This window comes from Paenibacillus sp. NPDC058177 (assembly GCF_042883835.1).
Classification (GTDB): Bacteria; Bacillota; Bacilli; order Paenibacillales; family Paenibacillaceae; genus Paenibacillus_AQ; species Paenibacillus_AQ agri.
On the sequence record NZ_JBHVVB010000008.1, the window covers coordinates 17,359 to 36,963 of the forward strand.

The 19,605-nt window shown below is 50.8% G+C and carries 17 protein-coding genes; 11 read left to right on the plus strand and 6 right to left on the minus strand.

From position 1 onward, the window contains the following. Nucleotides 1-3,357: X2-like carbohydrate binding domain-containing protein (locus ACFVU8_RS24925; protein ID WP_387430916.1), on the minus strand; the 3,357-nt coding region annotated here is incomplete at its 3' end. Between the two features lie 492 nt (nt 3,358-3,849). Between ACFVU8_RS24925 and ACFVU8_RS24930 the strand changes: the two genes are divergently transcribed. Then, nucleotides 3,850-4,329: a GNAT family N-acetyltransferase gene (locus ACFVU8_RS24930; RefSeq protein ID WP_379467397.1), complete on the plus strand. Its 480-nt coding sequence runs from the start codon at nt 3,850-3,852 to the stop codon at nt 4,327-4,329. A gap of 131 nt (nt 4,330-4,460) precedes the next feature. Here the strand turns inward: ACFVU8_RS24930 and ACFVU8_RS24935 are convergent, their stop codons facing one another. Continuing rightward, nucleotides 4,461-4,901 (minus strand): acetyltransferase, encoded by a 441-nt coding sequence (locus ACFVU8_RS24935; protein WP_379467399.1) that lies wholly within the window; start codon nt 4,899-4,901, stop codon nt 4,461-4,463. Between the two features lie 45 nt (nt 4,902-4,946). Further along, nucleotides 4,947-5,855, minus strand: coding sequence for a L,D-transpeptidase family protein (locus tag ACFVU8_RS24940; RefSeq protein ID WP_387430918.1), 909 nt, complete (start codon nt 5,853-5,855; stop codon nt 4,947-4,949). A 278-nt stretch (nt 5,856-6,133) separates the two neighbouring features. Here ACFVU8_RS24940 and ACFVU8_RS24945 point away from each other — a divergent pair, with 278 nt between their 5' ends. Continuing rightward, nucleotides 6,134-6,637: a hypothetical protein gene (locus tag ACFVU8_RS24945; protein WP_379467192.1), complete on the plus strand. Its 504-nt coding sequence runs from the start codon at nt 6,134-6,136 to the stop codon at nt 6,635-6,637. A gap of 126 nt (nt 6,638-6,763) precedes the next feature. On the opposite strand, the gene ACFVU8_RS24950 is transcribed toward ACFVU8_RS24945, so the two are convergent. Together ACFVU8_RS24950 and ACFVU8_RS24955 are read right to left on the minus strand one after the other, a co-directional pair. Beyond that, complete coding sequence (locus ACFVU8_RS24950; RefSeq protein WP_379467193.1) at nt 6,764-7,759, minus strand: diacylglycerol kinase catalytic domain-containing protein; 996 nt, start codon at nt 7,757-7,759, stop codon at nt 6,764-6,766. Further along, nucleotides 7,756-8,811, minus strand: a complete 1,056-nt coding sequence (locus ACFVU8_RS24955) for an SPFH domain-containing protein (RefSeq protein WP_387430921.1) — start codon at nt 8,809-8,811, stop codon at nt 7,756-7,758. The genes ACFVU8_RS24950 and ACFVU8_RS24955 overlap by 4 nt, the downstream gene beginning before the upstream one ends. Before the next feature lie 302 nt (nt 8,812-9,113). Here ACFVU8_RS24955 and ACFVU8_RS24960 point away from each other — a divergent pair, with 302 nt between their 5' ends. Together ACFVU8_RS24960 and ACFVU8_RS24965 are read left to right on the plus strand one after the other, a co-directional pair. Beyond that, the gene (locus tag ACFVU8_RS24960; protein ID WP_387430923.1) at nt 9,114-10,139 is read left to right on the plus strand and encodes an ABC transporter substrate-binding protein; all 1,026 of its coding nucleotides are present in this window, start codon (nt 9,114-9,116) and stop codon (nt 10,137-10,139) included. A gap of 123 nt (nt 10,140-10,262) precedes the next feature. Beyond that, entirely contained in the window at nt 10,263-11,954 is a 1,692-nt protein-coding gene (locus tag ACFVU8_RS24965; RefSeq protein ID WP_387430926.1) for a helix-turn-helix domain-containing protein, read from the plus strand. Here the strand turns inward: ACFVU8_RS24965 and ACFVU8_RS24970 are convergent. Then, nucleotides 11,943-12,635: a copper homeostasis protein CutC gene (locus ACFVU8_RS24970; RefSeq protein WP_387430928.1), complete on the minus strand. Its 693-nt coding sequence runs from the start codon at nt 12,633-12,635 to the stop codon at nt 11,943-11,945. The two genes, ACFVU8_RS24965 and ACFVU8_RS24970, sit on opposite strands and share 12 nt — an antisense overlap. Nucleotides 12,636-12,928: 293 nt before the next feature. Between ACFVU8_RS24970 and ACFVU8_RS24975 the strand changes: the two genes are divergently transcribed. From ACFVU8_RS24975 to cysC, 7 genes are all read left to right on the plus strand, one after another. Continuing rightward, nucleotides 12,929-13,438 (plus strand): GNAT family N-acetyltransferase, encoded by a 510-nt coding sequence (locus ACFVU8_RS24975; protein ID WP_387430931.1) that lies wholly within the window; start codon nt 12,929-12,931, stop codon nt 13,436-13,438. 175 nt (nt 13,439-13,613) lie between these two features. Beyond that, nucleotides 13,614-14,459, plus strand: a complete 846-nt coding sequence (locus tag ACFVU8_RS24980; protein ID WP_175373978.1) for an STM4015 family protein — start codon at nt 13,614-13,616, stop codon at nt 14,457-14,459. Next, nucleotides 14,419-15,906: an STM4014 family protein gene (locus ACFVU8_RS24985; protein ID WP_387430933.1), complete on the plus strand. Its 1,488-nt coding sequence runs from the start codon at nt 14,419-14,421 to the stop codon at nt 15,904-15,906. The genes ACFVU8_RS24980 and ACFVU8_RS24985 overlap by 41 nt, the downstream gene beginning before the upstream one ends. A 13-nt stretch (nt 15,907-15,919) precedes the next feature. Further along, the gene (locus ACFVU8_RS24990) at nt 15,920-16,705 is read left to right on the plus strand and encodes an STM4013/SEN3800 family hydrolase (RefSeq protein WP_387430935.1); all 786 of its coding nucleotides are present in this window, start codon (nt 15,920-15,922) and stop codon (nt 16,703-16,705) included. A 35-nt stretch (nt 16,706-16,740) separates the two neighbouring features. After that, nucleotides 16,741-18,126, plus strand: coding sequence for an STM4012 family radical SAM protein (locus tag ACFVU8_RS24995; RefSeq protein ID WP_387430938.1), 1,386 nt, complete (start codon nt 16,741-16,743; stop codon nt 18,124-18,126). Then, nucleotides 18,123-18,989, plus strand: a complete 867-nt coding sequence (locus tag ACFVU8_RS25000; RefSeq protein ID WP_387430940.1) for an STM4011 family radical SAM protein — start codon at nt 18,123-18,125, stop codon at nt 18,987-18,989. The genes ACFVU8_RS24995 and ACFVU8_RS25000 overlap by 4 nt, the downstream gene beginning before the upstream one ends. Then, nucleotides 18,986-19,522, plus strand: coding sequence for an adenylyl-sulfate kinase (cysC, locus tag ACFVU8_RS25005; RefSeq protein WP_387430943.1), 537 nt, complete (start codon nt 18,986-18,988; stop codon nt 19,520-19,522). Before ACFVU8_RS25000 ends, cysC begins: the two co-directional genes overlap by 4 nt. Nucleotides 19,523-19,605: the final 83 nt, after the last annotated feature.

Consider the following 19,605-nt stretch of genomic DNA (forward strand, 5'->3'; position numbering starts at 1 on the left):
CTGCGGGTTGCCTGCGCTGAACGTGAATACGAGATTCGTGACTCCTTCGGGCAGTGTAGCCAGATACTCTTTCTTAAGCGTAACTACATCATTTGCTAGCGTGTAGTCAGTCCCTAACACTAGAGCAGTCGCTCCGTTCTTGATGCTAGATAACGTGTTACCTTTCAGCGTCAGCGTTACGCTCACATCCGCTTGTGCAGAAGCCTTCTTATCGAAGCTGGCTGTGTTTGTGCTTAGTTCACTGTTCTTCGGCGTAGTATCGCTCACTGTGATTTCCAGTGTCTGCGGGTTGCCTGCGCTGAACGTGAATACGAGATTCGTGACTCCTTCGGGCAGTGTAGCCAGATACTCTTTCTTAAGCGTAACTACATCATTTGTTAGCGTATAGTCAGTCCCCAATAGTAGATCCGTTGTTCCGTTCTTGATGCTGGATAACGTGTTGCCTTTCAGCGTCAGCGTTACACTCACATCTGCTTGTGCAGAAGCTTTCTTATCGAAGCTGGCGGTGTTTGTGCTTAGATCGCTGTTCTTCGGCGTGCTGTCGCTCACTGTGATTGCCAGTGTCTGCGGGTTGCCTGCGCTGAACGTGAACACCAGGTTTGTGATTCCTTCAGGTAGTGAAGCCAGATACTCTTTCTTAAGCGCAACTACTTCATTTGTTAGCGTGTAGTCGGTTGCCAGTACTAGAGTAGTTGTTCCGTTCTTGATGCTGGATAACGCATTGCCTTTCAGCGTCAGCGTTAAACTCACATCTGCTTGTGCAGAAGCTTTCTTATCGAAGTTAGCGCTGTTTGTGCTTAGCTCACTGTTCTTCGGCGTGCTGTCGCTCACTGTGATTGCCAGTGTCTGCGGGTTGCCTGCGCTGAACGTGAACACCAGGTTCGTGACTCCTTCAGGCAGTGTAGCCAGATACTCTTTCTTTAGCGTAACTAATTCATTTGTTAGCGTGTAATCGGTTCCCAATACTAGAGCCGTTGTTCCGTTCTTGATGCTAGATAACGTGTTGCCTTTCAGCGTCAGCGTTACGCTCACATCTGCTTGTGCAGAAGCTTTCTTATCGAAGTTAGCGGTGTTTGTGCTTAGCTCACTATTCTTCGGCGTGCTGTCGCTCACTGTGATTGCCAGTGTCTGTGGGTTCCCTGCGCTGAATTCAAAGGTTAGTGTTGTCGTACCAACCGTTTGCGCCGCTAAATACGATTTTTCAATTGTCACTGTGTTGCCTGTAACCGTATAATCTGTGCCGTCCACTAATGCTGCTGCACCATTCTTGATGCTAGTTAGCGTGTTGCCATTCAACGTTAGCGCAGTTGTTACATCCGCTTGTACTGCAACGTTCTTGTCAAAGTTGGCGGTGTCCGGGCTGATAGTGGATGATACAGGTGAGGTCGTGGTCAGCACCAATTGTGAATTTCCGGAGATGATCACTTGACCATTCACAGACATCAGTGAATACGCTTGTGCATCTGTTAAATCAACGTTGGCATTCTGCCAAGTCGTTCCCTGATCATTGGAATAATAGACTTCTGGTTTATAGGTACCGGAAACTGCTCCAAGTGCATAGATATTATTCCCTTTTGCCCCCAATACCGGTGTCAAACCGAATAAGGAGTCATTCCCTATTACCGTTGGCGCAGACCAGGTGGCCAGATCCGTACTGGTACGGGAGAACATTTTATATGAGGGATCATAGCCTAGCAAAATATATTTGGTGCCGTCATAGAGAATATCACTGATAGCATCCGTCTGGTTAGGATAGCTACTAGAGCGATTGGTCCAGTCGGTGCCGTCCGGGGATGTCCAAATGCTCAATCCGTTCACATTAGCGGAGTTATCGTAGGAGTAACCCAGCGCAATAAATTGATTGTTGGTGAAAGTCACAGAGAACAACGCCTGAATAGCTTGATTTGGCACGACAGGATCACTCCATGCGACACCATCTGCTGATGTTTTAAGAGAAGGACTCGTGTACCCCTTCGTACCTACCGCTACGAACTTGCCATTTCCAAAAGCGATATCTGAAAAAAGAGTAGAGTCCGTAACACCCGTCTGCACCGTCCAGGCGGAACCGTTTGCGGAAGTTGCAACTGTGGTTTTATCCTGGTTCCAGTCGCCTACAGCAACGTATTTACCATTACCGTAAGCAACGGCATTAAAACTGTTAGCTCTTGCCGACACACTTGCCGGGTTCCAGGAAGTCAGATCATTCGAGGTCCATATTGCCCCGTCGCTTCCTTGTTTACCCACTGCGATATACTTCGAGCCGTCATGAATGACTTCATTATAGGTTCCGCCCCACTTGTAGCTCCAATCGGAGCCGTTGGAAGAAACCATAAGCCCCTCATTGCCAAGACGGAAATACTTCCCGTTGAGGAAGGATGAACTTTGAGTCACGAAAAAATTGTTATAGGGCTGCATGGTCCATGAGTTACCGTCTGTAGACGTGTAAACCGCCCCATAACCATAAGGAGCTTGAAAGCCAAACAAATAATATTTGGTGCCATCGTAGAATCCATTGAACATCTGATTATTTACTTGTGAGGAGTTTTGTTTAAACGGAGCACCCGCTAGCGTAAATGCAGACAAATTTGTAGACGTCCACATATAACCCCAAGGGTCTGAAATGTAGTACTGGTCTTTCATCCAAACCAGCATATTGGTACCGATAGAGGGGTTGCCCTCTGGATTCACCGGACGTGCAGACGTCCATGTCGTACCATTGGTTGTAGAGTAAATGAATCCTGAAGTATCACCAACTGCAAGGCGGTTACCATTATTGCCTACGGTGATTTGTGTTAGCGCTGTCGTAGCATTCAAACCTGTTGGCACAACTGCGGTCCATGTGATCCCATCAGCGGACTTCAGCAGCTTGCCTTCCGTTAGCGCATAAAATGCAGAGACCCCATTATGATCCAGGTACTTCACATTCGTGATTGTTTTGGTCACACCTGAAGTCCGTTGTGTCCAGTTCGTACCATCTGTAGAGGTGAGTATCACACCCTCATTTCCGGTAACAACAAACTTTCCACTTCCATAAGCTGCTCCGTAAAAGACAAAAGAGCTGGGATTGCCCACGCCGGTGTAATTAACATCCGCCTGCGTTTTTACATTACTCCAGTTTTCTGCGTCCGTCGATTTGATAATTGCACCATAGTAGCCGACTGCAATATACAGATTATTGCCGTAAGCAATATTGGTCATCGCTGAACTGGGCAAATCTGATTTGCTCTTGGTAATAAAGGTGTCGGGTGCAGCACCTGCTGCGAATGAAGCGGAGGGATGAATGCTGTAAAGAATAAATATACTGAATAACAACAGGCCTATTTTCGCTAACCTTGATGCCGTGAAGCCTTCTCCCATAAGGTAACCCCCAATATTTTTTTCGAAAAAATATAATTAGTAAAGAAGCCGCATACTCCTTCCTCTCATGAATGAAAATCAAAACAAACTAGACTTTGTTAAATCAATCCTATATTTCGACAAAAAAACCGAAATTCCTTCACGAATTCGACCTATAAACAAAAATATTTATGATTATTTTCATAGCAATTTCCGATTAATCCGATTGAAAAGCAAATAACCCATAAAAAGACCACTTTTATTCAAAGGGATTCACCTTACGGGCTAGTGTTCAAATGAGCTTATCCGGTTCTATTCTTGACGCCTTTCAGTATGTATGGGTACCATAGGAATAATATAGTTTATATTTTGATTAACCTAACTAGATAACCGTGGCTGGAGCAAAAGAATAATGCACCCTATTGGGTTCTTGCGACATCTTAACCAGCTTAGACATAGGAGAGTGAGATTTTGAGTAGCTTGCAACATTCATTTCAAGAGGTCTTTACCATTATGGAGGCTTCGTTCCCAATTTCGGAATTCAGAACACGTGAAGCACAGGAGGCTCTACTGAATCATCCACGTTACCGCCTCATTACAGACAAGAATGACACGGGTAGCGTTATAGCGTTTATGGGTGTGTGGGAGTTTCCCGAATTCCGCTTTGTGGAGCATATCGCCGTCGATCCGGCTGCTCGGGGCAAAGGTGCAGGGGACAAGCTCATGCGCGCCTACATCGCAGCATCGGAAATACCGGTACTGCTTGAGGTGGAACCACCGGCTGATGAATGGTCCCGCAGAAGAATCGGTTTTTATGAACGTTTGGGCTTCTGTCTAAATACGTATGACTATATGCAGCCACCGCTCAGAGAGGGTCAGGATGATTTGCCTTTGAAGATCATGAGTCATGGCCGTCCTATAAATGAAGATGAATTCAATCATTTCAAAGACACTGTATATAGACATGTATATAAGGTCTTGCCTATTGTGTAATATGTCTTACAGGAGCTAGAACGAGGCGTGATGAACAGCTCTCTGCTGTCAAAGAGACCAAAAAAGCCGGCAAGTCTTCGTGTAAACGAAGGCTCCCGGCTTCTTGCTTTATAGAACAGATAATCAGCAATCTACAGGCTCATATGGAGAATAGGGAATGGTTTACCGGAAGGATCCAGCTCCGAACGGCTCTGCTGCACAAAACCGAACTTAGTGTAAAAAGCACAGGCACCTGGATTTTGCTCATTGACATCTACCTGTAGCTTGTCACCCTTCAGGCTGATTGCCTTATTTAACAATCCCTTGCCAATTCCCTGACCATGCACCTTAGGGTCCACGAACAGCATCTCTACCTTCGGTCCATCCAGGCCGATAAAACCCGTCGGTTTCCCAGCCTCGTCTACTGCCATCCACACTTCCACGCTGGTCAGCGCTTCATCACGCACCATTCCATGGAAGAACTGAATGTCCTCCTCCGTCAAAAAATGATGTGTAGCCCGCACAGCCTGCAGCCAAATCTCCACTAGTTGTTCATGCGCTTGTGCTTCATAAGGAATAATCTTCATCGTAATCCGATCCTGCTTTCATAATATTAATAATAGAAAATAAGTTCGTTATTATTTCAAAAGCGTTACCGACTGCTGCTGTGGATTCCATTTCACATTGATCCCGAACAATGCGGGCACGCTGCTGAGTGGAATCAACAGACGGTCATTCACATTCCGGGAGGGCAGCATAGTAACACTCGTACCATTAACTACAGCCTTATCAGACAATGGCTTATGCGTCACCGAACGGTTCCCGATTGCTATGGTCAGCTCACCTGTTCCGGCGTTACGGTTCATCGTTCCTCCGCTCAGAGTGACCAATTCCTTTAACGGAACGTAGACCCGGGATTGTTCAACGACAAACGGTTCTTGCAATTTCGTGGAAACCCCGCCTACGATGAACGTTCCGGGAACAATGGTCTTCCCTACAGCGTATCCATGATTGACCGCAATGCTCTCCATATCGGCAGAAGTCGAAATAATAACAACTGTAGTATTCTTGGAGATCCGAGGATACAACCAGCGAATATCTTCATTATGCATGCGGATGCATCCGGCACTTACATATTTTCCGATAGATGATTCGTTATTATTGCCATGTATCGCATAAGTAGTGCCTTTCGTCCCGTTTACTTCCAGCCCCAGCCAGCGGTCGCCCAGCGGATTAGAAGGATCTCCTCCAGGAATCTTATCTTTATAATAGGGTCTGTTCTGGATTTTGACAACAATCTTGAAGCTGCCTTCCGGGGTTAAAGCTTTGGTCTTACCTGTAGCTACCGGGAAAGTCTTCTCCAGCTTCCCACCGCTGAAATACGCCAGCTTGTTGGTTTTCTTGTTCACAATCAGCAGGTCCGTGCTGGCGGATGCTTCCGCCACGCCCCCTATGCAGGCTGTGAACAGCAGCCCGAGCACAAGCATAAGCCCAAGGGTCCGCTTCAGGGAAAGCCGCAAACGGCCTTCCGTCAAACAAAAATTCATGTATGCACCTCCGACAAGTCGTTGAGTGTTTCCAGATGAAACACTTTTATTTACATACGAAAACCAGCCGTAATTGTTGCACCACGACCTGTACCTATTTCGTTACCCTTGTCCACGTTGGATCTACCGTTTCTTTCCCGAAACAAATGCGATAACATAACCGTCCACCAATCCGGCACCACAGGGCTAGTAAATAATGGGGCTACAGAATAATCCAAATTGCTGCAAGTCATAATAAAAGCGCATTATAAACCGAACCCGCCAAGGAGGCTACCCAATTGAATTCAAATCTTTCCAGCCAAATCAACCAATGTGAGCAAATTATTCAGCAACTCGTGAACCAAACGCAACAAGCAAGCCAAAACTACCAACAGCTGCTGCAACAGGAGCAGCAAAATGCAGTAAGACTTGAAGAAATTGCCCAGCGTGAACATAAAGCTGCCCAAATGATTCAAAGTGCCCTGCAAGGTCATCAAACGGCCATCCAGCAAATGCAGCAGATCTCTCAGATCTGTAGACAGCTTGAGAGCAGTGCACAGACCAGCAGCTACAACACTTCAATGCCAAGCTACACTCCATCCTTCACCCCGTCTTATAACCCGTCGTTTAACCAGCAGCAACCTATGCATACATCACAGCATTCTCCAATGCAATCAAGCAGTAGCATGGGTAACAATTCAGGGTTTTCGAATCATTCCGGATATAACACAGGTTACAGTTCCGGTATGAACCATTCCATGCCGAACAATTCCATGCCAAACAACAACAGAAGCTATCAATAAGCAGCATACCATGGTAAAAAAGAGGCGAACGGGTCACCGTCCGCCTTTTTCTAATGCTGATCATCTGGTCAGCCGATCTGCCGACCTGCTAACCCACCGACCTGCCGGCCTTCATAAGGCCTTTTACTATATAACCAATCGGCCTCTCTTCTCGGCCAGACTAATCGTTGCCTCCACTCCGGAGTTGAACTCCAGAAAGTCACTCTCCACACCGTCACTGAAGATTACCCCGTTCTCCGGCATCTGCGAAGTGATGCGCAGCGGACTCTCCTCACCAATCTGTCCAAAAACCAATTCGGCAGAGGTGGCTCTGCTGGGAAATGGCTCTCTTACCGTGAAATACAGCTTGGAATGATCCCAGGGCAGCCTGACTTCCGGCGGATCCTGAGTTCCTGTAGCAGCATTACCTCTGCTGCTATCCGTATCTTCCAACATAGACATCACCTTCATTTCTGCCGCCCTCTTCGATATACCAGCAGCCCCAGCCAGCACGCTTTTGAGCCAGCCAGTCGAGCCAAGCCCAGTCGATACGATAACCCCGCTGGAGGATTGCTGCTCTGTCTGCCCGCTAACCTGCAACTGGTAACGGGCGGACACATGTGTATTTCGGCCAATGAACAGATCGTTGACACCGTAGAGACTTTGCCCATCGTTAAGCTGAGCCTTGGCTAGTGTTACTTCTGTCAGCTGACGTCTGCCGCGAAGTACATCTGGAATGATCAGTTTCAGATCCTTGACCGTAAAGGGCAATAGCACTCCGTCCCAACGGCCTGGGTCGGGGTTGACCCCAACCAGCGGCTGGCCGTTCAGATATTTGAGGATATTAGCGACAAGTCCATCCTGCCCGACAGCCACCACTGTATCCTCTTCTCCAAAGATAAAGTTCGGGACATGCTGGCGGTCCAGCACCTGCACCCGCCCCAATGCGCCAAGCTCAATTACGGCTTGTTCCACGGCTGCCCTATAATGAAAGTCCTCAGACACATAGTCACTGAAGTCTGCCCCAAGCCGCTCGATATAGAATTGGGCTTGCTGGATCGTATTATAGCGGACGACCAGCTCCTCCAGCCGGGTCTTGCGTTTCACCAAAACAATCTTGTTCTCCGATCTTGCTCCACTCATCGGCCGCCCGCCCCTCTGCCCGCTGGCGCTGCGATGCCGTCAGGCTTCGCAATCAGTCCTTGCAGCAGATCAGGCGTGATATTAAGCTGCCCGATCTTTCCGGCGTTGCCGGCCAGATCCTGAAACGCGATGGCGATCAGCTTCTCCGGATTCATGCCCACCTGGGTCAAAGCCTGTAGCACATTCGGTGCCACATTTTGCAGCGAGTTCATAATGGCCGACAGCTCATAGGCACGGGCATCTGCTTCTGCTTTTTTATTGACAATAGCCAGTTCAATTAGCTCCTGCTTCTTCTCTTCCAGTGCCGTATCGAAGCTGAGCTGTTCTTCCTTCATCTGATTCTGCTTCTGCTTCACCGCGCGCTCGGCGTCCAGCTGCGTCTCGCGGATCTGTTTTTTCTTCGTCTCTACAGCGATCTCGGTGCTCAGCTCATTCTCCTTAACCCGTCTCTCTTGTTCAATCGAAGCATTGCGCCGCTCGTACAGCGCATTGTCGGCATCGCGCAGAATTTCTTCTCTAGCCTGCGCTTCCAGCGCCCGCAGCGTCTCCTTGTTCGGCACAATGGCGAGAATCGACAAGCCCATTAGTTCAATCCCCAGCTTCTCAATCTCTTCATTTCTGGCGATTTCCTGTGTAATGCTCCGGGCCAGACGTTCACTGGATTGAATGGCATCCCTGAGCGGAAGCTGCTCCATTTGCTTCTTTGTCAGCACTTTGGCGATATTAATGACCCGCTGGGCCAGCTTACCGGGATCATCGGAAAGGTACATGTTTTTTTTCAGATTATAGGTATAATTCAAAATTTGCGTTGTTTTACGGTAGTCGACGATCCGATAAGTTAGCTGCCCCTGTACAGTCACAGTCTGATAGTCATGGGTAATCTCCTCGAATATGAACGGAACGTCTATCGACGATACTGGAACAACAACCACCGAGGTCGTAGGTGCATAATAATGAAAAGAAAGACCGATACCTTCACGGACGACTTTGCCGTTCTTCACCTTCAGTACATATTCACTGGGCTGGAACTTCACAAATCTGAATCCGAACATGGACAAAACCTCCTGTTGTTAACTCTTTCGTTATTAACATTTTGTTATTAACAATATAATAACATGACATTTTGTTATTATCAATATGTTATTAACAGTTTTTTGAGTTGTTCATGTTCACTGTTTGTATTGTTCATTTTCTTTGTTTAAGCGACTCATTCCTACTGTTTTTGCACAAAACCAATTGTTCGCTTTAGGTTTGTCCATTGAGTCATGAAGCACATTCCTTTATGATAATTTTTATCGAGAATGATTATCATTATTGGTGATGGTATTATATCTATATGGGGGGACAAACTATAATGAAGCAAGTTAGACAATCCATAGCCGTAGTATGCATGATCGTACTGATGGGCACGCTGCTGCTCGCCTGCAGCAGTAAGAACGAGCCACAGGTCAGCAATAACAAAGGGAACAATACCAGCACTAGTAACACCACTGCAGAGGCATCTTCGTCACCGGAAGCTACAAGCGATACGGCTACAAAGACTGGGGGTACCCATTCGTATACAGATTACAGAGGACATACTGTAGAAATTCCAGATAACCCGCAGAAAATTGTCTTCTTCGGGGAGACTTACGGCGACCTGCTGACTCTGGGTGTACAAGCCATTGGCGCGGCCAAAGTATTGTATGAGAACCAAATTTATGAGGATAAGGTTCAAGGCGTAGAGGATGTTGGCTTACCCATCAGCCTGGAGAAGACACTTGATCTGCAGCCCGACTTGATCATTTACTCCGTTACGGATGAAGCAGATTTTGAAGCGTTGTCCAAAATCGCCCCTACCGTCATCTTCGATACCTTTGCACCGCTGAAGGAACGGATGCTGGAGCTTGGAACAATCCTTGGTAAAACAAAAGAAGCCGAATCCTGGCTGGCCCAGTACAAGGTTAAGGAAGCAGCGATGTGGGAACAGCTTAAAGCTTCCGGCATGAAGCCAGGTGAGACCGCATCGGTCTTCACGTATTACCCTGGCGACCGCCTGTTTGTTATGGCCACTACAGGACTTTCACAGGTGTTGTATGAGGAGAATGGCTTTAAGCCAACTCCATTAATCCAGAAGGTACTGGATGATAAGAAAGGCTTCGAGGAAATATCCATGGAGCTGCTTAAGGAATACGCTGGTGATCGTATCTTCATCCTGAATCCGGTAGCGGACGAAGCCAAAAAATCCACAGAACAGCTGATTAGCAGCCAGATGTGGAAGAACCTCCCTGCCGTCAAAAACGGATATGTATACTTCCAGGATATCGAGCAAACATCTGCTGACGCCTCCACCAGAGATTGGCTCCTGCAGCAGATTCCGAACCTGATTTCCGAAAAGTAAAACGGAGTTGCCGCTGCAGCAAACGATTCGAAGCCGATCAACATCTGTTGATCGGCTTCTTTGTTTTATATACAATAGATATAATTGATAATGATTATCACTGAACCAAGGAGGACACTACCTATGCTTCACCCCACACCCCCTACCGCGCCGCTACATTCCTTACTGTTTCAACTGTCGGATGTTGAACTAAGAATGCAAACTGCCGGTACATCCTCCCAGCCAGCACCCGCTAAGCAGTATACTCTGCTCGTCTTTACCAGCGGTACAGGAGAGCTGCAAGCAGGCGACGAGACTGTGATGCTAAGAACAGAAGCATGCGTCCTACTCTCCCCCGGGGAGTCTCTCCAAATCTGCGACAACGAGTCAACGCTCTATTACTATGAGGTTAGTTTTACATCCATTTATACCAGTGAAAACAATTCACCTGTAGCGTATTCCCGCCGGTTGCTGACAGGCCGACGGGAACTGGTCGCCTATCCGTTCTCCAAGCTGATCCGGCTTGTGGAAGAATTATACTCAGAACGTACGTATACCGATGAGATCAGTCGTATGAAGCAGAATCTTAAACTTCAGGAGCTACTGCTGTTCTTGTTCGAGTACAATTTCCGTTCTGAAGACATTGAAAGTCCTACCCAATCTGTTGAACGTACGATACGTTACTTGCAGGATCACTATATGGAGAACATTACAGTGAAGCAGCTGTCCGAGATTGCCGGCATGTCCATCTGGCAGTACACCCCAATCTTCCAGAACCTTACCGGGAGCAAGCCGTTAGAGTATTTGACTGATCTGCGCATTCAACACTCCAAGCAGTTGCTACTCCACTCGGGTGAACCGCTACGGGAAATTGCCCGCCAGGTCGGTTATGCTGATGAGTATTACTTCAATCGCCGCTTCCGGCAGAGAACAGGGATCGCCCCGGGTCAGTACGCCCATTCCCATCGCCCAACACGCCGGGTAACCGACTGGACTGGTCATGAAGTAGAAATTCCGGAGAAGCCGAAACGTATCATCTATCACGGCGAGACGATCGGCGATCTGCTGGCGCTGGGGATCAAGCCTATCGGTGGAGAAGATGCCTTCTCCTGGAATCGGGTCTACAAGCACCGACTGAAAAAGCTGGTCAATGTCGGCTTCCCTATGGATGCCGAAGCAGCCGACTCCCTGAGTCCAGATCTGATCATTCTGGCCAATTCCAATGATCAAGAGTACAGCCGAATCTCCACCATCGCGCCGACGCTGGCCTTCAATTCATTTGCTTCGCTGCAGGATCGACTCCGTCTGCTGGGAAGCTGGCTAGGCAAAGAAGGTGAGGCCGCAGCCTGGCTGGACAGCTTCAACATAAAAAACGCTGCCTTGTGGCAGCGCCTGTATGTTGAAGAGCTGGTGAAACCGGGTGAAACGGCCTCTGTTCTGATTCATGACCATGGAAACCGCCTGTTTGTCATGGGTTGCTCCGGTTTGGCCCCGGCGCTCTATGCGCCGGGCGGCTTTATGCCTGTGGACAGGATCAAAGTGGAAATTCTGGACCAGGATCTCGGCTTCGGCGAGATTGAAGCCGGTGACATGGCTGCCTACACAGGCGACCGCATCTTCATGCTCATCCCCGAACGGGAGGATTCCCGTTTGGCCATGGAAGAGCTATTGCGAAGTCCCGAGTGGGCCAGCCTGCCGGCTGTGCAAAACGGCCTCGTCTATTTGCTGGACGGGGCTAAATGGAACGCCTCCGATGCCCTGACCAGGGAGAAGCTGCTGACATGGCTGCCCAAGCTGTTGCAAGATCCTGCTCCGGTAAATCGACTACTTCAATGACCCCAGAATCCTGCGAATCTCGGTGACCCGCGCCGCGTCCACCGGGCGCAGCGGATCACCGTTCTTCCGAGCGGCGGAGCCAAAATGCAAACGGCGCACGCCTGTGTCGCGCACAAAATCACTTAGGCCACTAGCGGTCAAACCGCTGCCGGCCAGAATACGAAGCGGCTTCCCCACAGTCAGCCGCTCCAGTACGGCCAACCGTTCCGCCCCTTCCGGGGCTGTCCGGCGGCCACCGGACGTTAGAATATCCGTAATCTGTGGATATCCAAGCAACACCTCCAGAGCCTCCAACTGGTCGGTCACTTCATCAAACGCCCGGTGGAAGGTAACCGGCACACCAGGAGCCTCCTCCAGAAGCGAAGCCAGCGCCCGCTCATCAATGGTACCATCAGGGTGCAACACCCCCAACACCAAGGACAACCCGCCTACCGACGCAATGTGACGGATATCTCTGCGCATAACTCTAAGCTCGGATTCATCATATACAAAAGAGCGAGCATGCGGACGAATCATTACCCGGACCGGGATTTTTACGGCCGCTCGCACCTGCTCAATCAGGCCAAGGCTTGGCGTTAAACCGCCTTCAGCGATGCCTGCAATCAGTTCTATGCGGTCAGCACCATAACGCTCGGCTGTCACAGCATCCCCTAAGGTTGTCGCAATCACTTCCAATAGCATAGTCACTCTTCCCCCTATCCATGTCTTCCTTATGAATACTGCTAATATGGCTTTATCCAATCTCTCTATAAGTTACAATAATCTACATTCATTGTACTGCGTTCCAAGGAGCTTTTACAATTTTACATCAATTCAGGACTTTATTAGGTAAATAATTACCTCGTAAACTTTTATATATTACATACATGTAACATAATCACCCTACTGTCGAATTCTATTGTAAATATAGTTCACATCAGTATAATGACAATTAGTATATTTCATCATCGTCATATTGAAAGGATGGGTCGCACATGACTACCGAACCTATAATCACACTAGTGGAATCATTGACTCCAGAAATTGAACTTGGGTTAAGCGAAATGCTGATCTCCGTTGTGAATGATGGAGCCTCCATCGGCTTCCTCCCGCCATTAGACAAAGCCGAAGCCGTGGATTATTGGCGGAGCGTCCTGGGTCCCGGTGTCTTGCTCTGGATTGCGCGGGAAGGAGATACCGTTACAGGTACGATCCAGTTGCAGCTGGCTAGAAAGGCCAATGCGCTCCACCGTGCGGAGATCGCCAAACTGATGGTTCACCCGGATCATCGCAGAAAAGGCATTGCCGGGCGGCTCATGGATACCGCCGAGGCTGCAGCTGCTGCAGAAGACCGTGAGCTGTTGACACTGGATACCCGTGAGGGTGATCCCTCCAACCTGCTCTACCAGTCGCGCGGTTTTATTGAGGCGGGCAGAATCCCGTATTTTGCCCGCTCCGGGAATGGAGAACTCCACACCACAGTGTTGTACTACAAAAAACAATAACGAAGCACGATTTTATGAATAAACGGCAAGCCCCGGGAGTTGGGGCTTGCCGTTTATTCATGAGGATAAAACTGATGATCTGCAAGCAGCGTTGCTGGGTCTTTGGTCATTTGACTCCCCTTTCGCCAAATGATAGGGTAGTTTCGAAGTAAAACTTTTTCCGGGAGGGAACATCATGACTGAAGTGAAGCTTACGATTGGCTACGACGAATTCGAAGAGGGTAAGCGGATTGGTGAAGAGATTGAAAAGCTCAGCCAGAGCGCTGAAAGTGCAGCACTGAGCAGCCTGATTATTGGCGATTGGGGACAGACCTATGAGAACAGCTCGGAAGAGGTGGTAGAGGCCCTTGTCCAGCACAGTGCAAGCTTCCCACTGCTTCGTAAGCTGTTCATCGGCGAGATGGACTCTGAGGAATGCGAGATTTCGTGGATTACCCAAAGTGATCTGTCGCCGCTGCTCACTGCCTTTCCGGAGCTGCAATCCTTCACCATTCAAGGCTCGAATAATCTGAGCCTGAGCCATCTGAAGCATGACAAGCTGGAGGAACTGAGAATCATCTGTGGCGGCCTGGGCAAGGATGTTCTTGCGCAAATTGCCGGCAGCAGTCTGCCGAATCTACGCAAGCTAGAGCTGTACCTCGGTGTAGATGAATACGGATTTGACGGCAGTCTGGAGGATATTCTCCCACTGATTGAACCCGGCAAGTTCCCCAAGCTCAACTATCTAGGGTTGAAAAATAGCGAGATGCAGGACGAGATCGCAGCAGCGATCGCAGATGCTCCAATTCTGGATCAGCTCGACACACTCGACCTGTCCCTTGGCACTTTAAGCGATACCGGTGCTGAAGCACTGCTCGCCAGTGATCGAATCAAGAAATTAAAAGCGCTGAATCTCAGCTATCATTATATGTCTAATGAAATGGTAGCCCGCTGGCAGCAGAGCGGACTGCCTGTCGATGTCAGCGACCAGCAGCAAAGCGATGATGACGAGGACTGGCGTTATCCGTCCATCACGGAGTAACGCAGAGATGCAGCCGCTGATCGTCATCGGCCATCCTGGCGACCGGCGGACCGAGGGCATCCGGCAGGCCAGGGAGAGGCTTGGCCTCCCGCCCGCCATCATCCTGCCCTACGCCGGACTGCTCCAGGGCCGGCATATAGCTGAGCTGCTGGCTGAGCAGCAGCCAGCAATAGCCGACGCTGCCGGCAGAGGCAGCGTTTCCCCGCTGCTGCGCCTGGATTCGCCAGGCGGCAGCTTCGAGAGTGAGCGCGCCCTGATTGCCCTGGGCGCGCCGGACGCCCCGGATGCCAGCGATGCGCTGTATCCTGGCTTGGAGCGGCAGCAGCACAGCTCGCTGCCGCCGGGCACTGGGCAGCGCGGACACGATTCGCTGCCTCCGAACATGGAGCAGCGACAGCTCGATTCGCTGCCGCCAAACACCGAGCAGCGACGACTCGGTTCGCTGCCGCCAAACACCGAGCAGCGACAACTCGATTCGCTGCCCCATAGCGCTGAGCGGCCACAGCTCGGCCCGCTGCCGCTCAGCGTCAAGGCGGCGCTCCGGCTGCAGGACCTGCCGGGCGTGCTGCACCATCCTTCCCAGTGGTTCCGCGGCTACTGCCGGCTGCTGGGAAGGTTGAAGCGCGAGGCGGCGGCGGCCTGGCCCGGCGCGGAATGGCTTAATGATCCGGCGGAGATTATCGCCATGACCGACAAGCGGGAGACACAGCGAACTCTCGCAGCAGCGGGAGTTCCCGTGCCGCGCCCGCTCGGTGGCACTCAGCCCCCTGTGGACTATGCTTCGCTCCGTGAGAAAATGGCCGCGGAACGAATGCACCGTGTGTTCATCAAGCTGGCCTGCGGCTCTGCCGCTTCCGGCGTGATCGCTTATCAGGTGAACCCTTCCACTGGGGCGGAACTGGCGATAACAACCGTCGGGGTAGAATCCTTCATTACCCGGCCTCCAGTCTATTATAATTCCGGCAAGCTGCGCCGCTATACCGACCGAAAAACCATCGAAGCTATTATCAACTGGCTCTATCGGCACGGGGCCTATGCCGAGCAGTGGGTGCCCAAGGCTAGTCAAGGCGGACGATCCTTTGATATCCGTCAGCTTGTCGTCTTCGGAGAGGCCTGCCATGCTGTGGCCCGCTGCAGCACGACACCGATCACAAATCTGCATCTGCGCAGCCAGCGGATGACACCCACCGAAGCCGGGCTATCCGAAGAGATGCTGGAACAAGTGCAGGAGACTGCCAGGCAGGCACTTGCTGCTTTTCCAGGCTCCGCAATTGCGGGGATGGATGTACTGGTATCTGGCAACCCGCAGCGCACATATATTGCCGATGTTAATCCATTCGGCGATCTGCTGTATGATGTGGAGTACCACGGCTACGGTACCTATGAATGGGAGATGAAGATGCTGGCTGACAGAGCCCAGCCTTCCCTCCCTCAACATCGTTTATAAAGGACGGATCATCATGACAGATATGAACACTATTGTTGGCACCCATGACATCCTAATGATTACACTCGATACTCTACGTTATGATGCTGCCGTTCTGGAGGAAGAGAATTGTCCCAACCTGTGCGGAACCGGATCATGGGAGCAACGACATACGCCGGGAAGCTTCACTTATGCGGCTCATCACGCATTTTTCGGCGGCTTCCTGCCAACGCCTGCAACAACAGACAAGTCGGAACATATTCGCATGTTCCATTCCAAGAACACCGGGATGAAGACCCATCCCCATACCTGGCTGTTCGATACACCGGACATCGTCTCCGGACTGGCGGCTGAAGGCTACCGGACGGTTTGTATCGGGGGCGTTATTTTTTTCACCAAGAAGAATCCGCTCGCCCGGGTACTGCCCGGTTATTTTCAACAAAGCTACTGGCGTATGAACTTCGGTGTGACGAACCCCCGTTCTACAGAGCATCAGGTGAATCATGCCCTTAAAATTCTGGATACTGTGGATCGGTCACAGCGGTTATTCATGTTCCTGAACGTATCCGCGATCCATGGACCGAACCATTATTTCCTGCCAGGAGCCAAAAAAGACTCCGTCGACAGCCAGCGCGCTGCGCTCCGCTACGTCGATGGAGAACTCGGCCGTCTATTCCAGGCCTTCCGTGAGCGCGGCAATCCGACATTCTGTCTGGCCTTCTCCGACCATGGCACAGCCTATGGCGAAGATGGCTATCAAGGTCACCGGCTCGCGCATGAGACGGTATGGAATGTTCCATACCGCGAATTTATTTTGTGATACCAAATGGATTCCGAAAGGATGGAGAACAGTCTATGGCGTCATCGTATCATCCCCGGTTGCTCCATGGCGACGTTAGCCCGTCCCCCTCATCGGAGGAGCTTCTGCAATGGAAAAGCGGAATTACCGCTAATCCTTATCGTTCTTATCTGTATTCCTATCCGCATAAAACGGCTTACCGTGATTTGGAACCGCCGCTGCCCTTGAATGAACTATGGCGTGACGAACCTGCCGAATCGTTCTTTCTATACATGCATATCCCGTTCTGCGGTGCCCGCTGCGGGTTCTGCAATCTGTTCACACTGCCGGACAAACGGGCTGATGTGCACGCCCGCTATGTGGATGCTCTGGAGCGTCAAGCCCGGCAGTGGGCGCCGTTCACGGCCCATAAGCCATATGCCCGGTTTGCCATTGGCGGCGGCACCCCGACCTTACTTGCCCCGGATCAGCTCCGCCGCCTGTTCTACATTGCCACGGACATCATGGGGCTCGCAACAGACAAAGTCTCGATCTCGGTAGAAACTTCGCCAGAGACCCTTACTGTAGAAAAACTGGAAATTCTGAAAGACGCAAACGTAGACCGGGTCAGCATGGGCATTCAAAGCTTCGTCGCCTCAGAGTCGGCAGCGATTTACCGGCCTCAAGACCCTGACATTGTCTACCGGGCGCTGGAGCTGCTGGGGCGATATGATTTTCCAATTCTGAATCTCGATCTGATCTATGGACTTCCAGGTCAGACCGTAGAGACTTGGCTGTATTCGCTGAATCAGACGCTGTCTTATAATCCAGGTGAAATCTTCATCTATCCCCTCTACACCCGTGAGCACACGATAGTGAAACCCGGCGATCTGGACCGACAGGAGGATATCCGGCTACAGTGCTATAATGCTGCCCGGGAATTGCTTGAACGTCATGGGTACCGTCAGTATTCTATGCGCCGCTTCGCTAAGGAGACAGCCGAAAGTCACAAGCCGCTTCTGGATTACAGCTGCCAGGAAGAAGGGATGGTGGGGCTGGGGTGCGGAGCCCGTTCCTATACCCGGGGCGTACACTATGCCTCTCGTTATGGAGTCAGCCGCAAGGCTACGGAGAGCATCATCGCCGATTATGTGGCCGCAGAACGTTATGATACCGCCGATTACGGAATTGTGCTGGAGCCGGAAGAACAGAAACGCCGCTTTATCCTGAAGGCTATTCTGCACAGCGAGGGCTTGAAGCTGTCTCAGTATACGGAACGTTTCGGCACCCTGCTGTGGAGCGATTTTCCTGAGCTAGCGCTGCTTACCGACTCAGGCTTCGGCCTTGTGGAAGACGATGTGCTGCGCCTGACTGGCGAAGCCCTCGGCTACTCTGACTCTATTGGTGACTGGTTTATTTCATCCGACATCCGGGAGCGCATGGAAAGGTTCGTCCTCCCATGAAGGCCGTTCTCTATTACCGCGGCACTCTCACCTCCTGTAACTATGACTGCCCTTACTGCCCCTTCGGCAAAACACGGGATAGCGCCGCCACACTCGCCAAAGACCGCGAGGGCGTCGAGCGGTTCGTACAATGGGCGGGCGATCAGGGAAAATCCGGTCACCGCCTTTCCATCTTCTTCAATCCGTACGGTGAAGGCCTGACTCACCGCTGGTACAAGGACGCCATCACGACCCTTGCAGGTATGGAGCATGTCGATAAGGTGGCGATCCAGACCAATCTGTCGGCCAGATTGGATTTCACCGCCGGGCTGGACCCGGCCAAGGTAGCATTCTGGGCAACCTATCATCCCGGACAAGTGGAAGAAGAACGTTTTCTCGCCCAGTGCATGAAACTCTACAACAGCGGAATTCCTTTCAGTGTAGGCAGTGTGGGCGTCCGCAGTGCCTTTCCCGCTATAACTTCACTGCGTACCTCTTTGCCTGAGGACGTATACTTGTGGATCAATGCCTACAAGGATCGCCCGGATTACTACACGGCTGAAGATCTGGCCTATCTGCGAGGATTGGACCCGCATTTCGAAATTAATGCAACAGATTATGAAAGCCTCGGTAAATTCTGCAGCGCTGGCAGCACCGTCTTCTATGTCCAGGGTGCCGGGCTGGTGAAACGCTGCTACAAAGACCGGGGTGTAATCGGCAACCTGTACCGGGACGGACTGGAAGTCCTCTCGGCCAAGCGGGCTTGCCGAATGAACGTTTGCGACTGCTATATTGGCTACATCCATATGCCCCATCTGGAGCTGCAGGAAATCTATGGCTCCGGGCTGCTGGAGCGAATCCCATACGGAGATATGAACCTATGAATGAGAACAAGAATACCGGATTTACATTGTGGCTAACCGGCTTGTCCGGTGCCGGCAAATCAACGATTGCCTCCAGACTGACGGCAGTACTGGAAGAGCTGGGCCTACCTGTGGAATGGTTAGATGGCGATGACCTCCGGCAGCATGTCTGCAAGGGCCTGGGCTTCAGCCGCGAGGACCGGTTCGAAAATATCCGCCGCGCTGTCTATCTCGCAGGGCTGCTGAACCGTCATGACGTAATCACAATCGTATCTGTGATCAGTCCTTACCGCGAGATGCGGGAATACGCCCGGCAGACCCTGTCAAGCTTCGCCGAGATCTATGTGGACTGTCCTTTACAGGTATGCGAGGAACGGGATGTCAAGGGACTATACGCCAAGGCGCGCCGTGGCGATATCCCCCTGTTCACAGGCATCACTGATCCCTACGAAATCCCGGAACATCCGGAGCTAACCTTGCATACAGCAGAACAATCCCCCGAAGAAAGTGTGGCTACTCTGCTGGAATGGCTGAAAAACAACAAGGGGATGTAATGGCTGCGTTAAATTTGCGAAATTGGAGCCCTGCCGGCTTTTTCGGACAGGGTTTCTTTGCTGCATGTGGAAATAGAATGGGG

What these genes read in the sequence shown, in the direction of transcription:
- ACFVU8_RS24960 (WP_387430923.1), top strand. Translation starts at nt 9,114, where the DNA reads ATGAAGCAAGTTAGACAATCCATAGCCGTAGTATGCATGATCGTACTG.
- ACFVU8_RS24940 (WP_387430918.1), bottom strand. Translation starts at nt 5,855, where the DNA reads ATGAATTTTTGTTTGACGGAAGGCCGTTTGCGGCTTTCCCTGAAGCGG.
- ACFVU8_RS24930 (WP_379467397.1), top strand. Translation starts at nt 3,850, where the DNA reads ATGGAGGCTTCGTTCCCAATTTCGGAATTCAGAACACGTGAAGCACAG.
- ACFVU8_RS24950 (WP_379467193.1), bottom strand. Translation starts at nt 7,759, where the DNA reads ATGAGTGGAGCAAGATCGGAGAACAAGATTGTTTTGGTGAAACGCAAG.
- ACFVU8_RS24965 (WP_387430926.1), top strand. Translation starts at nt 10,263, where the DNA reads ATGCTTCACCCCACACCCCCTACCGCGCCGCTACATTCCTTACTGTTT.
- ACFVU8_RS24955 (WP_387430921.1), bottom strand. Translation starts at nt 8,811, where the DNA reads ATGTTCGGATTCAGATTTGTGAAGTTCCAGCCCAGTGAATATGTACTG.
- ACFVU8_RS24975 (WP_387430931.1), top strand. Translation starts at nt 12,929, where the DNA reads ATGACTACCGAACCTATAATCACACTAGTGGAATCATTGACTCCAGAA.
- ACFVU8_RS24995 (WP_387430938.1), top strand. Translation starts at nt 16,741, where the DNA reads ATGGCGTCATCGTATCATCCCCGGTTGCTCCATGGCGACGTTAGCCCG.
- ACFVU8_RS24985 (WP_387430933.1), top strand. Translation starts at nt 14,419, where the DNA reads ATGATGACGAGGACTGGCGTTATCCGTCCATCACGGAGTAACGCAGAG.
- ACFVU8_RS24990 (WP_387430935.1), top strand. Translation starts at nt 15,920, where the DNA reads ATGACAGATATGAACACTATTGTTGGCACCCATGACATCCTAATGATT.
- ACFVU8_RS24970 (WP_387430928.1), bottom strand. Translation starts at nt 12,635, where the DNA reads ATGCTATTGGAAGTGATTGCGACAACCTTAGGGGATGCTGTGACAGCC.
- ACFVU8_RS24980 (WP_175373978.1), top strand. Translation starts at nt 13,614, where the DNA reads ATGACTGAAGTGAAGCTTACGATTGGCTACGACGAATTCGAAGAGGGT.
- ACFVU8_RS25000 (WP_387430940.1), top strand. Translation starts at nt 18,123, where the DNA reads ATGAAGGCCGTTCTCTATTACCGCGGCACTCTCACCTCCTGTAACTAT.
- cysC (WP_387430943.1), top strand. Translation starts at nt 18,986, where the DNA reads ATGAATGAGAACAAGAATACCGGATTTACATTGTGGCTAACCGGCTTG.